At 60.4% G+C, this 19,404-nt stretch carries 23 protein-coding genes; 14 read left to right on the top strand and 9 right to left on the bottom strand.

Annotated features, from left to right (window positions below; all coding sequences use genetic code 11):
• Positions 1–5 precede the first annotated feature (5 nt).
• The 3 genes from JZ00_RS09065 (at position 6) to JZ00_RS09075 (ending at position 2,090) form a co-directional block, all read left to right on the top strand.
• Positions 6–611, top strand: coding sequence for an arylesterase (locus JZ00_RS09065; RefSeq protein ID WP_039588897.1), 606 nt, complete (start codon positions 6–8; stop codon positions 609–611).
• A 56-nt stretch (positions 612–667) separates the two neighbouring features.
• Positions 668–961, top strand: coding sequence for a hypothetical protein (locus JZ00_RS09070; protein WP_003183788.1), 294 nt, complete (start codon positions 668–670; stop codon positions 959–961).
• A 157-nt stretch (positions 962–1,118) separates the two neighbouring features.
• On the top strand, positions 1,119–2,090 hold the full coding sequence (locus JZ00_RS09075; protein WP_039588898.1) for a L,D-transpeptidase family protein: 972 nt from the start codon (positions 1,119–1,121) through the stop codon (positions 2,088–2,090).
• 125 nt (positions 2,091–2,215) lie between these two features.
• Here JZ00_RS09075 and oprI read toward each other — a convergent pair whose 3' ends face one another.
• Entirely contained in the window at positions 2,216–2,467 is a 252-nt protein-coding gene (gene oprI, locus JZ00_RS09080) for an outer membrane lipoprotei OprI (RefSeq protein ID WP_011335311.1), read from the bottom strand.
• Between the two features lie 635 nt (positions 2,468–3,102).
• On the opposite strand from oprI, the gene JZ00_RS09085 reads away from it, so the two are divergent.
• The gene (locus JZ00_RS09085; RefSeq protein WP_039588899.1) at positions 3,103–3,384 is read left to right on the top strand and encodes a GNAT family N-acetyltransferase; all 282 of its coding nucleotides are present in this window, start codon (positions 3,103–3,105) and stop codon (positions 3,382–3,384) included.
• A gap of 83 nt (positions 3,385–3,467) precedes the next feature.
• Here JZ00_RS09085 and JZ00_RS09090 read toward each other — a convergent pair whose 3' ends face one another.
• Positions 3,468–4,544: a 3-deoxy-7-phosphoheptulonate synthase gene (locus tag JZ00_RS09090; RefSeq protein WP_039588900.1), complete on the bottom strand. Its 1,077-nt coding sequence runs from the start codon at positions 4,542–4,544 to the stop codon at positions 3,468–3,470.
• A gap of 217 nt (positions 4,545–4,761) precedes the next feature.
• On the opposite strand from JZ00_RS09090, the gene JZ00_RS09095 reads away from it, so the two are divergent.
• The 4 genes from JZ00_RS09095 to cysB all read left to right on the top strand — a co-directional run bounded on the left by JZ00_RS09095 (position 4,762) and on the right by cysB (position 8,330).
• Positions 4,762–5,724: a putative 2-dehydropantoate 2-reductase gene (locus JZ00_RS09095; RefSeq protein ID WP_039588901.1), complete on the top strand. Its 963-nt coding sequence runs from the start codon at positions 4,762–4,764 to the stop codon at positions 5,722–5,724.
• Between the two features lie 18 nt (positions 5,725–5,742).
• Positions 5,743–6,648 carry a 5'-nucleotidase gene (locus JZ00_RS09100; RefSeq protein ID WP_030141870.1) on the top strand — a complete coding sequence of 302 codons (906 nt, stop codon included), beginning with the start codon at positions 5,743–5,745 and terminating at the stop codon, positions 6,646–6,648.
• Between the two features lie 96 nt (positions 6,649–6,744).
• Positions 6,745–7,245, top strand: coding sequence for a universal stress protein (locus JZ00_RS09105; protein ID WP_039588902.1), 501 nt, complete (start codon positions 6,745–6,747; stop codon positions 7,243–7,245).
• Positions 7,246–7,355: 110 nt separating this feature from the next.
• On the top strand, positions 7,356–8,330 hold the full coding sequence (cysB, locus tag JZ00_RS09110) for an HTH-type transcriptional regulator CysB (RefSeq protein ID WP_003183769.1): 975 nt from the start codon (positions 7,356–7,358) through the stop codon (positions 8,328–8,330).
• A gap of 8 nt (positions 8,331–8,338) precedes the next feature.
• Here cysB and JZ00_RS09115 read toward each other — a convergent pair whose 3' ends face one another.
• Entirely contained in the window at positions 8,339–8,821 is a 483-nt protein-coding gene (locus tag JZ00_RS09115) for a GreA/GreB family elongation factor (RefSeq protein ID WP_039588903.1), read from the bottom strand.
• Positions 8,822–8,823: 2 nt separating this feature from the next.
• Positions 8,824–9,210 (bottom strand): cytochrome b/b6 domain-containing protein, encoded by a 387-nt coding sequence (locus tag JZ00_RS09120; RefSeq protein WP_039588904.1) that lies wholly within the window; start codon positions 9,208–9,210, stop codon positions 8,824–8,826.
• Between the two features lie 121 nt (positions 9,211–9,331).
• Here JZ00_RS09120 and earP point away from each other — a divergent pair, with 121 nt between their 5' ends.
• Both earP and JZ00_RS09130 read left to right on the top strand, forming a co-directional pair.
• The gene (earP, locus tag JZ00_RS09125) at positions 9,332–10,465 is read left to right on the top strand and encodes an elongation factor P maturation arginine rhamnosyltransferase EarP (RefSeq protein WP_039588905.1); all 1,134 of its coding nucleotides are present in this window, start codon (positions 9,332–9,334) and stop codon (positions 10,463–10,465) included.
• A gap of 48 nt (positions 10,466–10,513) precedes the next feature.
• Complete coding sequence (locus JZ00_RS09130) at positions 10,514–11,083, top strand: elongation factor P (protein WP_003226785.1); 570 nt, start codon at positions 10,514–10,516, stop codon at positions 11,081–11,083.
• 70 nt (positions 11,084–11,153) lie between these two features.
• Here JZ00_RS09130 and JZ00_RS09135 read toward each other — a convergent pair whose 3' ends face one another.
• The 3 genes from JZ00_RS09135 to JZ00_RS09145 form a co-directional block, all read right to left on the bottom strand.
• Positions 11,154–12,167: an alpha/beta hydrolase gene (locus tag JZ00_RS09135; protein ID WP_039588907.1), complete on the bottom strand. Its 1,014-nt coding sequence runs from the start codon at positions 12,165–12,167 to the stop codon at positions 11,154–11,156.
• A gap of 38 nt (positions 12,168–12,205) precedes the next feature.
• Positions 12,206–12,625 (bottom strand): organic hydroperoxide resistance protein, encoded by a 420-nt coding sequence (locus JZ00_RS09140; RefSeq protein WP_039588908.1) that lies wholly within the window; start codon positions 12,623–12,625, stop codon positions 12,206–12,208.
• Positions 12,626–12,921: 296 nt separating this feature from the next.
• Complete coding sequence (locus JZ00_RS09145) at positions 12,922–13,383, bottom strand: MarR family winged helix-turn-helix transcriptional regulator (RefSeq protein ID WP_039589368.1); 462 nt, start codon at positions 13,381–13,383, stop codon at positions 12,922–12,924.
• Positions 13,384–13,528: 145 nt separating this feature from the next.
• Between JZ00_RS09145 and JZ00_RS09150 the strand changes: the two genes are divergently transcribed.
• Positions 13,529–14,278 (top strand): sulfite exporter TauE/SafE family protein, encoded by a 750-nt coding sequence (locus JZ00_RS09150; RefSeq protein ID WP_039588909.1) that lies wholly within the window; start codon positions 13,529–13,531, stop codon positions 14,276–14,278.
• Here the strand turns inward: JZ00_RS09150 and JZ00_RS09155 are convergent.
• Positions 14,268–15,122 (bottom strand): LysR substrate-binding domain-containing protein, encoded by an 855-nt coding sequence (locus JZ00_RS09155; protein WP_027912697.1) that lies wholly within the window; start codon positions 15,120–15,122, stop codon positions 14,268–14,270. The genes JZ00_RS09150 and JZ00_RS09155 overlap by 11 nt on opposite strands.
• 97 nt (positions 15,123–15,219) lie before the next feature.
• Between JZ00_RS09155 and JZ00_RS09160 the strand changes: the two genes are divergently transcribed.
• Both JZ00_RS09160 and JZ00_RS09165 read left to right on the top strand, forming a co-directional pair.
• Positions 15,220–15,438 carry a DUF1127 domain-containing protein gene (locus JZ00_RS09160; protein WP_039588913.1) on the top strand — a complete coding sequence of 73 codons (219 nt, stop codon included), beginning with the start codon at positions 15,220–15,222 and terminating at the stop codon, positions 15,436–15,438.
• A gap of 64 nt (positions 15,439–15,502) precedes the next feature.
• A complete protein-coding gene (locus JZ00_RS09165) occupies positions 15,503–16,732 on the top strand; it encodes a winged helix-turn-helix domain-containing protein (protein WP_039588914.1) in 1,230 nt (409 codons plus the stop codon).
• 121 nt (positions 16,733–16,853) lie between these two features.
• On the opposite strand, the gene JZ00_RS09170 is transcribed toward JZ00_RS09165, so the two are convergent.
• Positions 16,854–18,200, bottom strand: coding sequence for a class II 3-deoxy-7-phosphoheptulonate synthase (locus tag JZ00_RS09170; RefSeq protein WP_039588915.1), 1,347 nt, complete (start codon positions 18,198–18,200; stop codon positions 16,854–16,856).
• Positions 18,201–18,341: 141 nt separating this feature from the next.
• Between JZ00_RS09170 and JZ00_RS09175 the strand changes: the two genes are divergently transcribed.
• Complete coding sequence (locus tag JZ00_RS09175; RefSeq protein WP_039588916.1) at positions 18,342–19,097, top strand: spermidine synthase; 756 nt, start codon at positions 18,342–18,344, stop codon at positions 19,095–19,097.
• The last annotated feature ends 307 nt before the right edge of the window (positions 19,098–19,404 follow it).

Genomic DNA, 19,404 nt, shown 5'->3' on the forward strand with positions numbered 1-19,404 from the left:
ATCCGATGCGTGTGTGGTTTTTGAGTGCCGGCCTGGCCTTGATGTGCATGGTCCAGAACGCAGCGGCGGGTACAGTCCTGATCGTTGGCGATAGTATCAGCGCGGCTTTCGGCCTGGATACCCGGCAAGGGTGGGTGTCGTTGCTCGAACAACGGCTCAAGGCCGAGGGTTTCGACGATAAAGTGATCAATGCCTCGATCAGTGGTGACACCAGTGCAGGTGGCCTGGCGCGCCTGCCGACGCTGCTTGCGGCCCATAAGCCGGAGTTGGTGATCCTGGAGTTGGGAGGCAACGATGGCCTGCGTGGACAGCCGCCAACACAATTGCAACAAAACCTTGCAGCGATGATCGACAGCTCCCGGGCCAGTGGTGCGAAAGTGCTTTTGCTGGGCATGCAGCTGCCGCCCAATTATGGACGGCGCTACACCGAGGCCTTCGCAAAGGTCTACAGCACCCTGGCCGATGAGAAACAGGTGCCGCTGGTGCCGTTTTTTCTCAAGGATGTCGGGGGTGTTCCGGGGATGATGCAGGGCGACGGATTGCACCCGTCCGTCGCGGCCCAGGGCAAGTTGCTGGAAAATGTCTGGCCGACGCTGAAACCGCTGCTTTGACGCTTTTCTACAGGCGGTGTTTCGGCTAATGTGGCGCCCCCGATTTGGAGCCCCCGATGCCGCGTCCCGCCTGGTCCCTGTTTGCCTACCAACTGATCGAGCCTGACGAGCAGTTGGATCTGTTCGCCTGCCAGGAAGTACGCGTGCACTTGGTGACCCGGCAGTTGGAGCTGGGCGGTTCGGCCGACCGGACCTTGTGCGGCAGCCTTTTGCCGGCCCAGCCACGTTGGTCCGGGGTCGATCGCAAGATTTTCCAGGATCATCGCCTGTGTTCGTTGTGCCGGGCGATCCTGGAGTCCCAGAAGCGTGGCACCTCGCCGATCTGGCCGGAGTTGCGGTTCGAGTTGTGATGCCTCGAATCGCGGCATGACCCTGTGCGGGCTTCATTTCAATTCCCGGCATGCTGCGCATCGGACACTCCGGCGCCGCTCTCCCCGAAGTAACGGGCGGCAGTGTACAATCGCCGTTTCAATAGCCCTTTTGTTCGATCTGCGAAGGATTTCCCGGATGTTGCCGCGCTTGCCTGCCGTCGCCCGCTGCCTGTCTCTTGCCGCCCTGTGTATGGCTGGTCCCGTTGCTGCACTGCAATTGCCCCTGCCGCCGCCAGGTGAAGACATAGTTGGCCAGGTGCAGGTCATCAAGGCCAAGTACGAAGATACCTTCGCTGACCTGGGCACCACCTATGACCTGGGTTATACCGAAATGGTCGCGGCCAACCCCGGGGTGGATCCGTGGTTGCCGGGGGCGGGCACCGAGATCGTCCTGCCGACCCGCTTCATCCTGCCACCGGGTCCGCGCGAAGGCATAGTGATCAACCTCGCCGAATACCGGCTCTATTACTTCCCCAAGGGCCGGAACGTGGTTTATACGTTCCCGCTGGGGATTGGCCGTGAAGGATGGGGTTCGCCCATCGCCCATACCAGCATTATCGCCAAGACACCGAACCCGACCTGGACGCCGCCGGCTTCGATCAAGGCCGAACACGCCGCTGATGGGGACCCGCTGCCGAATGTCGTGCCGGCCGGTCCCGACAATCCGTTGGGTCCGTTCAAGTTCACCCTCGGTACGCCCGGCTACTTGATTCATGGTTCGAACAAGAAGTTCGGCATTGGCATGCGCACCAGTCATGGTTGCTTCCGGATGTTCAACAACAACGTACTGGAAATGGCCGGCATGGTCCCGGTGGGCACTTCGGTGCGGATCATCAACGATCCGTACAAGTTGGGCCTCAGTGGCGGCAAGGTTTATCTGGAAGCCCATACGCCCCTGGACGACAAGGGCAACCCGTCCGTGGTGGACAAGCACACCTCGGTCATCAACGCGATGCTCAAGCGCGAAGACATCACCAGCAACCTGCGCATGAACTGGGATGTGGTGCGTGACGTGGTGGCTGCAGAAGACGGCTTGCCAGTGGAAATCGCCGTTCCTGGTGCCTCGGCGTCGATGGTCTCGAGCGCGCCGGTCGACATGCCCCAGTAAGAATCTGCTGAAGCGACCCGCCGATGTCTTGTGATGCCGGCGGGTTTTTTTGTCCTGCAAAAACCAAGGGCAATAAAAAAGCCGACCCAGTAATGGGTCGGCTCGATAACAATCCCGAAGGACTATTACTTGCGGCTAGCTTTTTCCAGCATGCGCAGAGCACGCTCGTTAGCTTCGTCAGCAGTCTGTTGTGCTTTTTGAGCAGCAGCCAGAGCTTCATCAGCTTTACGGTAGGCTTCGTCTGCACGAGCTTGGGCGCGAGCTGCTGCGTCTTCAGTAGCAGTCAGACGTGCTTCGGTTTCTTTCGATGCGCTGCTGCAACCGGTAGCCAGAACTGCGGCCAGGGCCAGAGCAGAGAATTTCAGAACGTTGTTCATCGTGTTCCCCTTCAAGGACTTTCTATTTAATGACTGTCTCCCCAGAGTGAGGAGTTAGCCGGCGTACATACTACTCATTACTTGTAGTAAGTAAACTGACGTAGCGCAAGAAGCAAAAAAATTGTAGGCGGTGATTCTTTTTCAAGCAACTTTTCCAGGGGTTGTTTAAAAAATACACAGCCTCAGCCTCCCGAATGGAGCGCGCCGGTGAAAAAAAGTTCCGCGGGCGAGCGCAACTCAGGCGCCGACACTAAAGTTGCTGTTTATTGATTCTCTTAGACTTTTGCTCATTTTTTGCGCAACCGCAGGCATCTTTTTATTGGCCATGGCGGTGACTTTAACATCCGGCGCTCGTCTCAAGACTCAACAACTGGCGATGTTCAGCTATTGCGCCTTGACCGACTACAGCCTGAAAGTCACGCTCAATCGATAAACCCGTCGGGGTTTATCCCTTCAGTGACCGGCGTGCCTTGAGCATTTGCGTCATTGGTGCCTACTATTCAGGACGTGCTCGGGTTTGAGCGACTGGTTTTTTGCGCTCGGTGACCAGGTAGGCACGGGGTGGCGTAGATGTTCCTTCGCCGGAAAAACATCGGTAAGGTAGGGGTCGGCATTCAGACCCGCGAGGAGTAGTGATGAGCGAGGCGGTTACCATCCACCATGACCAGGCTGGTCATCAGTTCGAGACCACTGTGGACGGTCATCGTGCCTATCTGACCTATATGGACCTGGGCAAGCAGACCCTGGACATCTATCGCACCTTCGTGCCCAACGCGCTGCGGGGCAGGGGGATTGCGGCGAAGTTGACCGAAGAAGCGCTGCGGTTTGCTGAAGAAATGGGCTATACGGTGATCCCGTCCTGCTCCTATGTGGAGCGCTACATGGAGCGTCACCAGCGGCACGCGGCGAAGCTCTGACCTCCAACGATTGCCAAAAAAAACGCCGGACTGAAAAGCCCGGCGTTTTTTATTGCCGATTTTTTATCGGTTCAAGCACCCGATCAGCTGCGCTGACGCTTGGGCAGCACGTCCTTGAGCTTGGCATGCATGCCGCGCAAGGTCTTCTCGGTCGTGCCCCAGTCGATGCAGGCGTCGGTGATGGAGACGCCGTACTGCAAGTCGGCGAGGTCTTTCGGGATCGCCTGGCAGCCCCAGTTCAAATGACTTTCCACCATCAGGCCAATGATCGACTGGTTGCCTTCCAGGATCTGGTTGGCGACGTTTTCCATCACCAGCGGCTGCAGCGCCGGGTCCTTGTTGGAATTGGCGTGGCTGCAATCGACCATGATGTTCGGCTTGACCTTGGCCTTGTCCAGCGCCTGTTCGCACAGTGCGACGCTGACCGAATCGTAGTTCGGCTTGCCGTTGCCACCGCGCAGCACGACGTGACCGTAGGCGTTGCCCTTGGTAGTGACGATCGACACGCCGCCTTCCTGGTTGATACCGAGGAAGCGGTGAGGGCTGGAAACCGACTGCAAGGCGTTGATCGCCACGGTCAGTCCGCCGTCGGTGCCGTTCTTGAAGCCGACCGCCGAGGACAGGCCGGAAGCCATTTCCCGGTGGGTCTGGGATTCGGTGGTGCGCGCGCCGATGGCCGACCAGCTGATCAGGTCCTGCAAATATTGCGGAGAGATCGGGTCCAGGGCTTCGGTCGCGGTGGGCAAGCCCATTTCAGCCAGGTCCAGCAGCAACTGGCGTCCGATGTGCAGGCCGTCCTGGATCTTGAAGGAGTCGTCCAGGTATGGGTCGTTGATCAGGCCTTTCCAGCCAACGGTCGTCCGGGGTTTTTCGAAGTACACCCGCATCACCAGGTACAAGGTGTCGGAAACTTCCGCGGCGAGTACCTTCAGGCGCTCGGCATATTCGTGGGCAGCCTTGATGTCATGGATCGAGCAGGGGCCAATCACCACGAACAGGCGGTGGTCGGTGCCGTCGAGAATGTTGCGGATGACTTCCCGGCCCTTGGTCACGGTGCGCAGGGCAGCGTCGCTCAGGGGAATATCGCGCTTGAGCTGGTCAGGCGTGATAAGGGTCTCGTTGGAGGCGACGTTTAGGTCATTGATCGGTAAATCAGCCATCGTGTTACTCGTCAGGTCACGGGTGCCGGCCGCCAGCGATCCCCGCGCGGCGGTGCACAGCGAAGTTAAGCGCGTCGGGGAGCCGAACCTTAGCGCGTTCGGAGGTGGCTCGACAATGGGCAGGCGCCCCTTTAATTGCCGCAGGCAAGGTCGCTCGCCACGGACGGTAGGTCCTGTGTAATGATGCGCGGGGATAGTCAGACAGGGGAGTTGCATGATGCAGGCAGGCGCTAGAGCCGGGAAAGGCAGGATCGGCATGATCGGCACCGGGGCGATCGGCGGGTTTTACGGGGTGATGCTGGCCCGCGCCGGTCATGATGTGCACTTCTTGTTACGCAGCGAATTCGCCGCCGTCGCCGAGGACGGCCTGCGTATCGCCAGCGATGTCCATGGCGCGCTGAGCCTTGATCCGGTCCAGGCATACCGCTCGGCGGAGCAAATGCCGCCTTGCGAATGGCTGCTGGTCGGCGCCAAGACCACCAGCAATGCCGACCTGGCACCGGCGATCATCCAGGCCGCCGCCGATGGTGCAAAAGTCCTCTTGTTGCAGAATGGCCTCGATGTCGAGGCAGACCTGCGGCCGCTGCTGCCCGAGTCGCTGCACCTGTTGGGTGGCTTGTGCCTGATCTGTGTGAATCGTGTCGGCCCGGGCGTCATCGCCCACCAGGCGCTCGGTGCGGTCAACATTGGCTATCACAGTGGCCCCTGCCAGGGGCAGGCTGAACGCATGGCGGTTGTCGAGGCGGCGGCGGATCTGTTCCGTAGCGCCGGCATCGATTCCCAGGCGATGCCCGACTTGCAGCAGGCCCGTTGGCAGAAGCTGGTGTGGAACGTGCCGTACAACGGTCTGTCGGTTCTGCTGGCGGCCAGCACCTCGCCGTTGATGGCAAGCGATCAGAGCCGTGGGCTGATCCAGGCGCTCATGGGCGAGGTGGTGCGCGGTGCTCAGGCCTGCGGCTATGAAATCGCGGCTGGCTACGCAGACTATCTGTTCACGATGACCGAAAAGATGCCCGACTATTGGCCGAGCATGTATCACGACTATGCCCATAAGCGACCGTTGGAGCTGGACGCGATCTACGCCCGGCCATTGGCAGCGGCCAGGGCGGCGGGCTGCGAGCTGCCGAAGATCGAAGCGCTGTACCAGGCGCTGGCGTTCCTGGATCGTCGCAACCGTTGATAGGCGAAGGGGGGCAACATGGCCAATAACATCGATGACAAACTGGTACTGGCGATTTCGTCGCGGGCCTTGTTCGACTTGAGGGAAAGTCACAAGGTCTATCTGTCGAGCGGCGTCGAGGCCTATCGGCAATACCAGATCGAGCATGAGGACGAAGTCCTCGAGCCAGGGGATGCCTTCGCCCTGGTGCAGAAGCTGCTCAACCTCAACGAACACCTTGGGCGTGCCCGGGTCGAGGTGATCCTGGTTTCGCGAAACAGCGCTGATACAGGCCTTCGGGTATTCAACTCGATCCACCATTACGGCTTGGCGATTTCCCGGGCCGCATTCGTTGGTGGTCGCAGCCCGTATCCTTATTTGAAGGCGTTCGGCTGCGACCTGTTCCTTTCCACCCATGCCGAAGACGTGCGCAGCGCACTGGATGCCGGGTTTGCAGCGGCGACAATCCTGTCGGGCGGCGCCAGCCGCGCCGCCAGCGAGGAGTTGCGCATTGCTTTCGACGGCGATGCGGTGCTGTTTTCCGACGAGTCGGAACGCATCTATCAGAGCGGCGGCCTGGAAGCCTTCCAGGCCAGTGAGCGCCAGGCCGCGCGTGAACCGCTGCGTGGCGGACCGTTCAAGGGGTTCCTGGCGGCGCTCAATGCACTGCAGCGAGAATTCCCCGAGGATGCCTGCCCGATCCGCACGGCATTGGTGACGGCCCGTTCGGCACCGGCCCACGAACGGGTCATCCGCACGTTGCGCGAATGGGACATCCGCCTCGACGAGTCATTGTTCCTGGGCGGCTTGACCAAGTCGGCGTTTCTCGAAGCCTTTGCCGCCGATGTATTTTTCGACGACCAGACCGGTCACTGCGAGCTCGCCCGCGAAGTGGTCGCCACCGGGCACGTGCCCCACGGCATCAGTAACGAAGTGAAGCTCTGACCGCCGGTTGCGCGGGGCGTCATGCCGCACGTCGCAGTCTTCGGGGCGCTGCTAAGCTGAATCAATCTCCGCCATTCTGGCACTTGAGGAGGTCACATGATTCGTTCGATGCTGTACGCCACAGACCTGGGCCTCTATGCCCCTTATGTGATGCAGCATGCCTTGGCGTTGGCACGGACGTTCGAAGCCGAGTTGTATGTAGTGCACGCGGTTGAGCCGATGGGGCTGTTCGCCGAGTCGGTGTTGCAGAGTTATCTCGATGAGCACGCGTTGAACGAATTTCATCGCCAGGGTCTGAATACGGTGATGGCCAACATCGAGCAGCGGGTCCTCGACAATTTTCGCGAGGAGCTGGGGGAAGGGCAGCAAGACTTGCAGTTGATCAAGTCGGTGAGGGTATTCCAGGGTGACCCGTCCCAGGTCATTCTGGAGCAGGCGGCGAAACTCTCCGTCGATCTGCTGATCGTTGGCAGTCATTGCCAGGGAGCGAACGGCGACACCCCTTTGGGCAGGACCGCCGCTCGGGTATTGCAGTTATCCCGGGTGCCGGTCTACCTGGTGCCGCTGGTGCAGCGCCGGCGTCACGGAGAGACCTGAGGCTAAATGATGGCTTTTTATAAAAAGTTCTAGATTTCTTAATACAACCATTCATATAGTTATATGCCGTCGCTGATGCCCGTCGCATCCAACTGCTTTGAGGGATACATATGAAGCTTCAACAATTGCGCTACATCTGGGAAGTGGCGCACCACGACCTCAACGTTTCCGCTACCGCCCAAAGCCTCTACACGTCGCAACCTGGCATCAGCAAGCAGATCCGCCTGTTGGAAGACGAACTGGGCGTCGAAGTCTTCGCCCGCAGCGGCAAGCACCTGACCCGTGTCACCCCGGCCGGTGAACGCATCATCACCACGGCTGGCGAGATCCTGCGCAAGGTCGAGAGCATCAAGCAGATCGCCCAGGAGTTTTCCAACGAGAAGAAAGGCACCCTGTCCATCGCGACCACCCACACCCAGGCCCGTTATGCACTGCCGCCGGTGATCAGCAATTTCATCAAGCAATACCCGGACGTGGCGCTGCATATGCACCAGGGCTCGCCGATGCAGATCGCCGAGATGGCCGCCGACGGTACGGTGGATTTCGCCATTGCCACCGAAGCCCTGGAGTTGTTCGGCGACCTGGTGATGATGCCGTGCTATCGCTGGAACCGCTGCGTGGTGGTGCCCCAGGGACATCCGCTGACCAAGCTGCCTAAGTTGACCCTGGAAGCCTTGGCCGAATACCCGATCGTGACCTACGTGTTCGGTTTCACCGGTCGTTCAAAACTCGACGAAGCCTTCAGCCACCGCGGCCTGACGCCGAAAGTGGTGTTCACCGCCGCCGACGCCGACGTGATCAAGACCTACGTTCGCCTCGGCCTGGGCGTGGGCATCGTGGCGAAAATGGCCGTCGATACCAAGCTCGACAATGACCTGGTGGTGTTGGATGCCAGTGAGTTGTTCGAGTCCAGCGTGACCAAGATCGGCTTCCGTCGCGGCACCTTCCTGCGTGGCTTCATGTGCGATTTCATCGAAAAATTCGCGCCGCACCTGACGCGGGAAGTGATGGCCAAGGCCATCCAGTGCCACAACAAGCAAGAACTCGAAGAGCTGTTCGACGGCGTCGAATTGCCGGTGCACTAAGCAGAAACCTAGATCACCTCGGTGACAGCGAACTGTTGCCGGGCGCCCGCCACGACGATCTCCACTTCATCCCCTTCGAACTTGCCCAGCAGGCCTCTGCCCAGTGGCGAGCGAGGGGTGATGACGGTGATGGGCTGCCCCACCAGCGATACCTTCAGTCCTGCCGCATCCGGCCCCAGGAATAGCCACTGTTGGCGGCCATCTTCATCCTCCAATCCGATCAAAGTGCCGATCTGAATGCCGCGCTGGTCATCGTAAGGCCTGAGCGCCAGGTTTTGGCAAAGGGCAAGGGCCTGGCGGATTTCCTCTACGCGCCTGGCCTGTCCCGCAGCAAGATAGGACGCTTCAAGGCCAAGGGTGTCGTACTTGTTCTCGGCGATGTTTTCTTCGTGGGTCGCGGTTTCGTAGGCGGTCTGCGCGGCGCGCTCGGCGATGTCGAGGTCGACCTTGAGCTTGTCGAGGATCAACTGGTGGACGGTCTGTTTGTTCATGATCACTCGCAGAACTGCAGGACATTGGCGCGGCTTTTTTCGCTGGGTGCGTTCTGGTCCTGTTGCAGCCAGAACTGGCATTTGGGGTTGGACAGGTTGCGAGGATTGCTGCGCACCTGATCCAGCGCCTGGCGTCGCTCGTTCTTCTGTAGGTTCTGCTGGTACTGCTCGAACATCGGCGTGGGCGGCTCGGGTGCCGGTTGCACCGCGGGTGGTTGCGCCAGTTGATGGACCGCTTCGGCCACCGGAGCCAGTTGTTCTTCGAACAGGAACCTGGACAGCAGCCAGCCCGTCAGAACGATGGCGATGAACCCCAGCCACAGTCCCAGGGCAATACTGACGGTCAATCGCAAGGCTGTGAGGCGCGGGGCTGGGGGATGGTCAGGCATGGCTGCTTCCTGGCAGGGGCATGGATAAGCGCTGATTGTCGCATGAAGATTAATCGCCGTCGGCCCTTCTGCAACACCGGTTCAATGCGGGACAATCAGGTTTTGCCACAGGGAGTCGGGAATGACCGTGCGTTGGGATATTTTTTGCACCGTCGTGGATAACTTCGGCGACATCGGCGTTACCTGGCGCCTGGCCCGGCAATTGGTGGCCGAGCATCAGTGCGCGGTGCGGCTTTGGGTCGACGACCTGCGTGCTTTCGAGCGGCTGTGCCCGGACATCGAAGTCAGCCTTCGTGAACAATGGCAGCAGGGCGTGCAAGTGTGCCAGTGGCCAAAGGATTGGCCCGCTACCGAGGCAGCAGACGTCGTCATCGCAGCATTTGCCTGCCAATTGCCCAGCGCCTACATGGACGCGATGGCCGAACGCGAGGTGACGCCGTTATGGATGAACCTCGACTACCTGAGCGCCGAGGACTGGGTCATCGGTTGCCACGGTCTGCCGTCGGTCAAATACAAGCATGTGCAAAAATATTTCTTTTTTCCCGGCTTCCAGGCGGGAACGGGAGGCTTGTTGCGTGAGGCCGACCTGCTGGAGCGCCGGCGGCAGTTTCAACACGATGACGCAGCGCAGAAAAGTTTCCTGCACGGATTGGGTGTTATGCGAGAACCCGGTGCGCGCCTGATCTCGCTGTTTGCGTACGAAAATGCAGGGCTGGCGAGCTGGTTCGAGGCGATGGCGACCGATGTGTGCCCGTCTCACGTATTGGTCCCGGAAGGTCGAGTCCTGGGCGATGTGGCGCGTTGGCTGGGCGTGGACGGCTTGGCGCCCGGCGCGTTGCATCGCCGTGGCGGCCTGACGGTGCAGGTGTTGCCATTTGTCCGTCAGGATGAATATGACCGATTGCTATGGTGCTGCGATTTCAACGCGGTGCGCGGCGAAGACTCGTTCGTGCGTGCGCAATGGGCGGGGCGGCCCCTGCTCTGGCACATTTATCAACAGGAAGAAGACGTCCACCTGGAAAAATTCGAGGCATTTCTCAGGCTGTATACCCAGGGACTTTCTGAGTCGGTGGAAAAAGCGATCAGCGGTCTTTGGCGGGATTGGAACGCCGGCCAGGACATGGCCGAACACTGGAAAGCAGTTTGCGCTGAGCATCTGGAACTGGCCGAGCACGCCCAGGCATGGTGCCTGGAACAAGGCTCGCGAGCCGATCTCGCCACGGCGCTGGTGAAGTTTTACCGAAATTGGCTATGATACGCGGCCTAGATTTTTGTAAATCCCATCCAAATTCGGATATTCGCAATGAAAACTGGTAAAGAACTTAAACCCGGTACCGTGATTCGTATCGACAACGATCCTTGGCTGGTTCAGAAAGCTGAATTCACCAAGTCGGGTCGTAACAGCGCGATCATGAAGACCAAGCTGAAAAACCTGCTGACCGGCTACAAGACCGAAACCGTGTACGGTGCGGACGACAAGCTGGACGACGTGATCCTGGACCGCAAGGAAGCGACCCTGTCCTTCATCAGCGGCGACACCTACACGTTCATGGACACCACTGACTACACCATGTACGAGCTGAACGCCGAAGACATCGAAAGCGTTCTGCCGTTCGTTGAAGAAGGCATGACCGACGTTTGCGAAGCCGTATTCTTCGAAGAGCGCCTGGTTTCCGTAGAACTGCCGACCACCATCGTGCGTCAGGTTGACTACACCGAAGGCTCCGCTCGCGGCGACACTTCCGGCAAGGTGATGAAGCCTGCCAAACTGAAGAACGGTACCGAGCTGTCGGTTGCTGACTTCATCGAAATCGGCGACATGATCGAGATCGATACCCGCGAAGGCGGTTCCTACAAAGGCCGCGCTAAATAAGCGAAGTCTCTTGTACGAAAAAGCCCGACCATTGAGTCGGGCTTTTTCATTCTTGCTGCCAGGGATCCTGTTATTTCAGGTGTTCCTTGAGCTCCTGCGACGCTTGCAACATCGCCGAACGCACCGCTGGCACCTGGCTCACGACGTTGAGCAAGCCATAGTCGTGGATCATGCCGTTGTAACGGACCGCTGTGACCGGGACGCCCGCCGCGTCCAGTTTGCGAGCGTAGGCTTCGCCTTCGTCGCGCAGCACGTCGGCCTCGGCGGTCTGCACCAGCGCTGGCGGCAAGCCCTTGAGTTGCGCAGTGGTTGCCCGCAATGGCGAGGCATAGATCTCGTTGCGCTGCCCGGCATCGGTGGTGTAGTTGTCCCAGAACCACTTCATCATGTTCTTGCTGAGGAAGTGCCCTTCAGCGAATTGGTTGTAGGACGCCGTCTCGAAGTTGGCGTCGGTCACCGGCCACAACAGCGCCTGGAAGCGGATCGCCGGGGTGCCCTTGTCCTTGGCCATCAGGGCCACGACGGCGGCCATGTTACCGCCAACACTGTTGCCCGCTACCGCCAGGCGCTTGCCATCGACGTTGATTTCCTTGCCGTGCTCGGCGACCCATTTCGTTGCGGCGTAAGCCTGGTTGATTGCCACCGGGTAATGCGCTTCGGGTGACGGCGTGTAGTTGACGAACACTGCAGCGGCGCCCGAACCCGCCACCAGGTCGCGGACCAGTCGTTCGTGGGTCGGAAAGTCTCCCAGCACCCAACCGCCGCCATGGAAGAACATGAACACCGGCAACTCACCCTTGGCCCCGGCCGGACGAACGATCGTCAGGCTGATCGATTGACCGTCGACCTTGATGGTCTTCTCGCTGACATCGGCCTTGGGCAGTGCCAACTTCACGCCTGCCTGGGCGCCGACCAGTACCGCGCGGGCGTCCTTGGGCGACAACTGCTCCAGCGGCTTGCCGGTGCCGGCATTCAGTGCGTCGAGGAACGCCTGGGTGTTGTGTTCGACGATACCGTTGGCGAAAGCGTTGCTGACGCTCAGGGCGAGAAGGGCACCGGTCAGGGTTTTGTTAATGGTGTTCATGTCTGTCTCCTTGAAATTCAGTCGGTTGGGGGCGAGGGTCAAACGGTCACGTGCAGGCGCACATCGACGTTGCCGCGGGTGGCGTTGGAGTAAGGGCAAACCTGGTGCGCTGCATCAACGAGGCTCTGGGCGTCGGCTTGATCGAGGCCCGGCAGGCTGATGTGCAGGTCGATGTCGAGACCGAAACCACCAGGAATCTGGCCGATGCCGACGTGGGCGGTGATCGAGGCGTCGTCGGGGATCTTGCGTTTGGTCTGGCTGGCGACGAATTTCAGCGCGCCGATGAAGCAGGCCGAGTACCCGGCGGCGAACAGTTGTTCAGGGTTGGTCGCCGCACCGCCTGCGCCACCAAGTTCTTTTGGCGTGGCGAGTTTGACGTCGAGGATGTTGTCGCTGGAGATAGCACGACCGTCACGGCCGCCGGTGGAGGTTGCGATTGCGGTGTAGAGAGTTTTCATGGTGGACGCCTCGTTTCAGGTTGGATTTGTGCGCTAAATGTTTGCGCGCTAATTAGGTGTGGAGAGAATGTAATGCGCTAATAGTTTGCGCGCAAGATAAATTTTCGTGGCGAATGTGAATTGGTAAGCCGAAAATGGCTGGAATGACTGCTCTAGAGCGGTTTGATGGGGTTAAAAATTTTTTCGACGCGTGGGGTTTGGCGAGGAGAACGGAGGGTCAAGCGGTGGGGGTGGTGGACTCGCCGGCGCCTTTGCGAGCAGCCTCGCTCCCATAAGGGCCGGCGGTATTCCTGTGGTTATAGGCTGTCCTGCAAATGCCCGCGCAGTTCCTGGAGATCAAGCTGCAGTTTCTTCAATTGCTCTAGCGTCTGGCCGCTGGCGGCGAGGATGCATTGTGGGATGTCGAGCGCTTTTTTCTGCAAGGCACGGCCCTGTTCAGTGAGCTCGACGATCACCACGCGCTCGTCTTCACGGCTGCGGGTGCGGCTCAGCAAGCCTTCGGCCTCCAGGCGTTTGAGCAGTGGCGTCAGCGAGCCTGGGTCGGTGAGTAGACGTGTGCTGATTTCACCGACGGTCAGGCCGTCTTTTTCCCACAACACCATCATCGCCAGATACTGCGGATACGTCAGGCCCAATGCCTGGAGCAGTGGTTTGTAGACCTTGGTCATCAGCAGCGACGTGGAATGCAGGGCAAAGCAGACCTGGTTATCCAGCAGCAGCGCTTCGCAGGGGTCGGGAGTGTCGCGTTGGGTACTCATGGCAAAACCTTTCATCGATGATCGTATGAATCTAGCGGACGAATCTTTAATGCACCAGATAATTCTGACGTGTAACTGGATGTTGCGTTCCATGAATGACGCCAACTGCGTAGGATAGGCGCCCTGAATAAGGGGAGAGTCGTCTGTGATCGAGGTCGTGCTGTATTTACTGTTGGGCGCCGCATTGGGCACCCTGGGGGGGTTGTTCGGCATTGGTGGCGGGCTGATCGCGATACCGGTGCTGGGCGTATGGTTCGGCCTGGATCAGCAGATCGCCCAGGGCACGGCCCTGGTGATGGTGGTTCCCAACGTCATGCTGGCCCTGTGGCGTTATCACCAGCGCAATCGTATCGAGCTGCGTCACGTCCTGCCGTTGGCCTCCATGGGATTCTGCTTCGCCTGGCTCGGCTCCATCTGGGCCGTAGGCATCGACGCGGAAAGCATGCGCATTGGTTTCGTGGTGTTCCTGGTTGTCCTGGCGGCCTACAACCTCATCCGCATGTTCGCCCCCACGGCACCGGCTTCGGCGCAGATGCGCCACGGCTGGCCATGGCTCGGCGTGCTGGGGGCGGCGTCAGGGACGATGGGCGGCCTGTTTGGTGTGGGTGGGGCGGTTGTCGCCACGCCGATCCTCACTAGCGTGTTCGGCACGACTCAGGTGGTTGCCCAGGGATTGTCGCTGTCGCTGGCCTTGCCCAGCACGGGCGTGACCCTTGCCACGTACGCCTTTCACAATGAAGTGGACTGGTGGATCGGTGTGCCGCTGGCAATCGGTGGGTTGATGAGCATCAGTTGGGGCGTGAAGGTCGCCCACGCGTTGCCGGAGCGACTGCTGCGTGGGTTGTTCTGCGGTTTCCTGGTGCTGTGCGCGGTGCTGCTCATCTTTAAAGCTTGAAGCCTTCGACGATGTGTTCAGCCAGGCACTCGGTGATCGGCGACGGATTGTGCAGGTTGCGGATCAGCATGATGCTCGCCTCGGGCAGCTCCGGCAGGTCTTCGGCCTCGCCCAGCACACGCATGTCCGGGGTCAGCAGGCTTTCCAGTTGCGCCGTGATCGCCAGGCCGGCGCCCACCACTGCCATGAGCGCCGACAGGCTCGAGCTGTTGTAGGCCACGCGATAATCGCGGCCCATGGCATCCAACGCATTACACGCCCATTGCCGGCAGAAACAGTCGCTGTTGAACATTGCCAGCGGCAGCGGCGTCTGTTCGTGGACGTTGAAGCAGGCGGCTTCGGCCCAGACAAAACGCTCCTTGCGCAGCAACTGGCCGATCTCATCCCCCGGCTTTCGGGTGACGATGGACAGGTCCAGGTCCTGGCGCAGCAGCAATTGCTTGGACGATTCGCAGTGAACCTCAATTTCGATCAGCGGATAGAACTGGGCGAAGCGCTGCAGGATGCCCGGCAGAAAGCGCATCACATAATCGTCCGGCGTGCCGATGCGCACCGTGCCGACCATATGGGGTTCGCGCAGGGTATTGAACACTTCACTGTGCAGCTTGAGGATCCGCCGGGCGTAACCCAGCAACACTTGCCCCTCGGCGGTGAGCTTGACCTGTCGTCCATCGCGCTCGAACAGCCGGCGCTGCAAGACGTCTTCTTCGAGCCGCTTCATCTGCATGCTGACCGCGGACTGCGTACGGTTGACCAATTCGCCGGCGCGGGTAAAGCCACCTTGATCGGCGATGGCGACAAAGGTGCGCAGCACTTCCGTATCGATACTCGGGTAACTCGACAATTGATCAATCTCCGAGATGTGTTGCATAAGAAACATTCGTTGGATTGATCTTACCGTTGGCGCGAGACTTGAGCCATCCCCAACGGAGGACATCACGATGAAAGGTCAGAAAGGTTATCTGCTGATAGACAAACTCTCCCACGGCTTCTCGGTCAGTGCCCTGCTGCATAAGGTTAGTCGCTGGTACGAATTACACCACGAACGTGAGTTGCTGGCCGGCATGAGCGACGAGGCGCTCAAGGACATCGGCGTGAGTCGCGCCGACGTGGAGCAGGAAGTGGTTCGGCCATTTTGGGATGACCCCATGCACAAATGAGCCATCCTTCCCTACACAAGCCCCTTATTGGTGAGGTAGGTTGCGAGCAGACAAGGAGATTCCCATGCCCGCGACGCTGTCCTTTACCCTCAAACAGGCCCGGCGTCTGGCGTTGGCCGCCCAAGGATTCGATGGGCGGCTGCCGTCAGCGTCGGTGCAACCCTCGCGCCTCAACCGCTTGATCGAACGCCTCGGCGTCCTTCAGATCGACTCCGTCAACGCGCTGGTGCGCTCGCATTACCTCCCACTGTTTTCCCGACTCGGTCACTACGATCGCGATCTCCTCGACCAGGCGGCCTGGAGCCAGGGCCGACGTCGCACGCTGTTCGAATATTGGGGGCATGAGGCTTCGCTGCTGCCGGTGGCGATGTATCCGTTGATGCGCTGGCGCATGGTGCGGGCGGCGCGCGGCGAAGGTATCTATCAACAATTGGCGCGTTTTGGGCGGGAGCGGCAGGATGTCATTCGCCGTGTGCTGCAAGCGGTCCGGGACCAGGGCGCGATTGGCGCCGGCAGCTTGTCCACTCGCCAGGAAAAGGCCGGGCCATGGTGGGACTGGAGCGCGGAAAAGCATGCGCTGGAATGGCTGTTCGCGGCGGGTGAGGTGACAGTGGCGGGGCGCCGAGGCTTCGAGCGCCTCTACGATTTGCCGGAGCGGGTCTTGCCGGCCTCGGTCCTGCAGCAACCGCTGCCCGACGAAGCCCAGGCCCAGCGTGCCTTGCTGGTGCATGCCGCCGACGCATTGGGTATCGCCACCGAAAAAGACCTGCGCGACTACTTTCGCCTCGACCCGGCCGACAGTCGTGGGCGCCTGGCCGAGCTGGAGGAGGCGGGGGAACTGCAGCGTTGCCAGGTGCAGGGTTGGAAACAACCGGCCTGGTGCCGACCCGCAGTGAAAATCCCTCGCAAGGTCGCCGCGAGTGCGTTGCTGTCGCCGTTCGATTCACTGGTCTGGGAGCGCGGTCGTACCGAGCGGTTGTTCGACTTTCGCTATCGGCTGGAGATCTACACCCCCGTGCACAAGCGGGTGTACGGCTATTACGTGTTGCCGTTCCTGCACCACGAACGTATTGCGGCGCGGGTAGACCTGCGAGCCGAGCGGGCGTTGGGGCAATTGGCGGTGCATGCCGTGCATGAGGAGGAGCCGGGGCTGGATGAGGGAGGCATGCAGGCCTTGGCGCTGAACCTATGGCGCATGGCCCGGTGGCTGGGGCTGGAGCGGGTCCAACTCAATTGCCAGCGGGAGAGTGGGGTGCGGTTGGCAGTGGCATTGGCGCAGATCGAGGGTGACTGAGCTGGCGCCATCGCGAGCAAGCTCCCACAGTGGCCTTCGGTGAGCACGGATTTTGTGTCCACTGCAGATCCAATGTGAGAGCGAGCCTGCTCGCGAAGCGATTGAACAGGCGAAGAAGAACCTAACGCCGAACCTGCTTCAACGTCTCTGCAATCAAGAACGCCAGTTCCAGCGACTGATCGGCATTCATCCGCGGATCGCAGTGGGTGTGGTAGCGGTCCGACAGCCCATCCTCGGTAATCGGTCGTGCGCCGCCGATGCATTCGGTGACGTTCTGCCCGGTCATCTCGATGTGGATACCGCCGGCATAGGTGCCTTCCGCTTCATGGACCTGGAAGAACTGCTTCACTTCGCCCAGGATCTGCGCGAAATCCCGGGTCTTGTAGCCGCTGCTGGCCTTGATGGTGTTGCCGTGCATCGGATCGGAGCTCCACAGCACCTGCTTGCCTTCGCGTTGCACGGCCCTCAGCAGCTGCGGCAGGTGATCGCCGACCTTGTTGGCGCCCATGCGCGCGATCAGGTTCAGGCGGCCCGGGTCGTTGTCCGGGTTGAGCACGTCGATCAGGCGGATCAGGTCGTCAGGGTTCATGCTCGGGCCGACCTTGACCCCGATCGGGTTGTTCACCCCGCGCAGGAATTCGACATGGGCGCCGTCCAGCTGACGGGTGCGGTCGCCGATCCATAGCATGTGGGCCGAGCAGTCGTAATAGTCGTTGGTCAGGCTGTCGCGGCGCACAAAGGCTTCTTCGTAATTGAGCAGCAGCGCTTCATGGGCGGTGAAGAAACTGGTTTCGCGCAGCTGCGGCGAGCTGTCCATGCCGCAGGCGCGCATGAACGCCAGGGTTTCATCGATGCGGTCGGCCAGGTGGCTGTATTTTTCCGCCAGGGCCGAATTGGCAATGAAATCCAGGTTCCACTTGTGCACTTGGTGCAAATCGGCAAAGCCGCCCTGGGCGAACGCCCGCAGCAGGTTCAGGGTCGCGGTGGACTGATGATAGGACTGCAGCAATCGCTCCGGATCCGGTACGCGGCTTTTCTCGTCGAAGCCGATGCCGTTGACGATGTCGCCCCGATAGGCCGGCAGGGTTACGCCGTCGATGGTTTCATCGTTGGCCGAGCGTGGCTTGGCGAACTGGCCGGCCATGCGCCCGACCTTGACCACCGGGCAACCAGCCGCAAAGGTCATGACGATCGCCATCTGCAATAGCACCTTGAAGGTGTCGCGGATCTTGGCTGCCGAGAACTCGGCGAAGCTCTCGGCACAGTCGCCGCCCTGTAGCAGGAAGGCCCGGCCCTGGGTAACTTCGGCGAACTGACGGCGCAACTCCCGGGCTTCACCGGCAAACACCAATGGCGGATAACTGGCCAGGGTCTGCTCAACCTGCAACAGGTGCGCGGCGTCGGGGTAGCGGGGTTGTTGCTGGATCGGCAGGGCGCGCCAGCTGTCAGGGCTCCAGGGTTGGCTCATCATGATCTCTAGGTGATTTACGCTCGGGCGCTCATGTTATCAGCAAATTAGTACGTGACCTGTTCCGCTTGCTTCGCGGACAATCGCGCCTTTGCCCCGTATGCGCAGGCCCATGCCCGCCCGGCAACATCAGGAGATGAAATGACAGAGGAGCGCGTCGAGCATTTGCTCGCCGAGGTGCACGACGAGTTCGGGATGATTCGCGTGTTCGAAGTGGCCGATTACCGGTTTCTCGAATTCGGCGATGCCATCGAGCAGAGCTGCGTGTTCACAGCCGATCCGAGCTGGCTCGAATATGACTACACCCGCGCCATGCTCATTGGTGCGTTGTGTCACCAGCAGCCGGAAAGCGCGCTGTTCCTGGGGCTAGGCGCCGGCACCTTGACCCAGGCGTGCCTCAAGTTCCTGCCGCTGGAAGACGTCGAGGCGATCGAACTGCGCCCCGATGTACCGCGCCTGGCTATCGAATATCTGGGGCTGGATGATGATCCGCGCTTGTACATCCGCGTCGGCGATGCCCTGCAATTGCTCGAAACGGCAGAGCCGGCGGACCTCATTTTTGTCGATCTTTATACGGACGTCGGTCCTGGTGTAGGCCACCTGGCGTGGGGATTCCTGGAGAACTGCCAGAAGCGCCTCAACCCCGGTGGTTGGCTGGTGATCAACCAATGGGCCACCGACGACGGCAAGCCGTTGGGCGCGGCGCTGTTGCGAGGCCTTTATCACCGGCATTATTGGGAGCTGCCGGTGAAGGAGGGCAACGTGATCCTGATCGTGCCTGCGGACCTGGACCAGGAGCTGGACATGGAAGGCTTGGTTGCCCGTGCCGAGGGACTGGCGCCGCGATTGGGCTATTCGTTGCAGTCGTTGATCAAGGCGATTCGCCCGGCGACGTGATCAGACTCGCAAGGGCTTTTGTGGGAGGGGAGCTTGCTCCCGCTCGGCTGCGAAGCAGACGCCTGGGTTGATCTGAAATCGATGGGGGCCGCTTCGCGACCCAGCGGGAGCAAGCTCCCTCGCCACGGGGGGGCGCTCGTTTGGAGGTGAACCGTTTTAGCCAGCCGCCGCAAGGTTTTTGGCGGCGAGCCCTAAAACCGTGTTTTCAGGAAAAAAATCTCCCTTTTTGGGCGAATTCCGGTATAGTGCGCGCCGGCCTTTAGCCGGGCCGCGTCAAGGTAGCGCAATTCCCCGAAGCCAGCTTCGG

It is taken from the genome of Pseudomonas frederiksbergensis (assembly GCF_000802155.2).
GTDB classification, from domain to species: domain Bacteria; phylum Pseudomonadota; class Gammaproteobacteria; order Pseudomonadales; family Pseudomonadaceae; genus Aquipseudomonas; species Aquipseudomonas frederiksbergensis_A.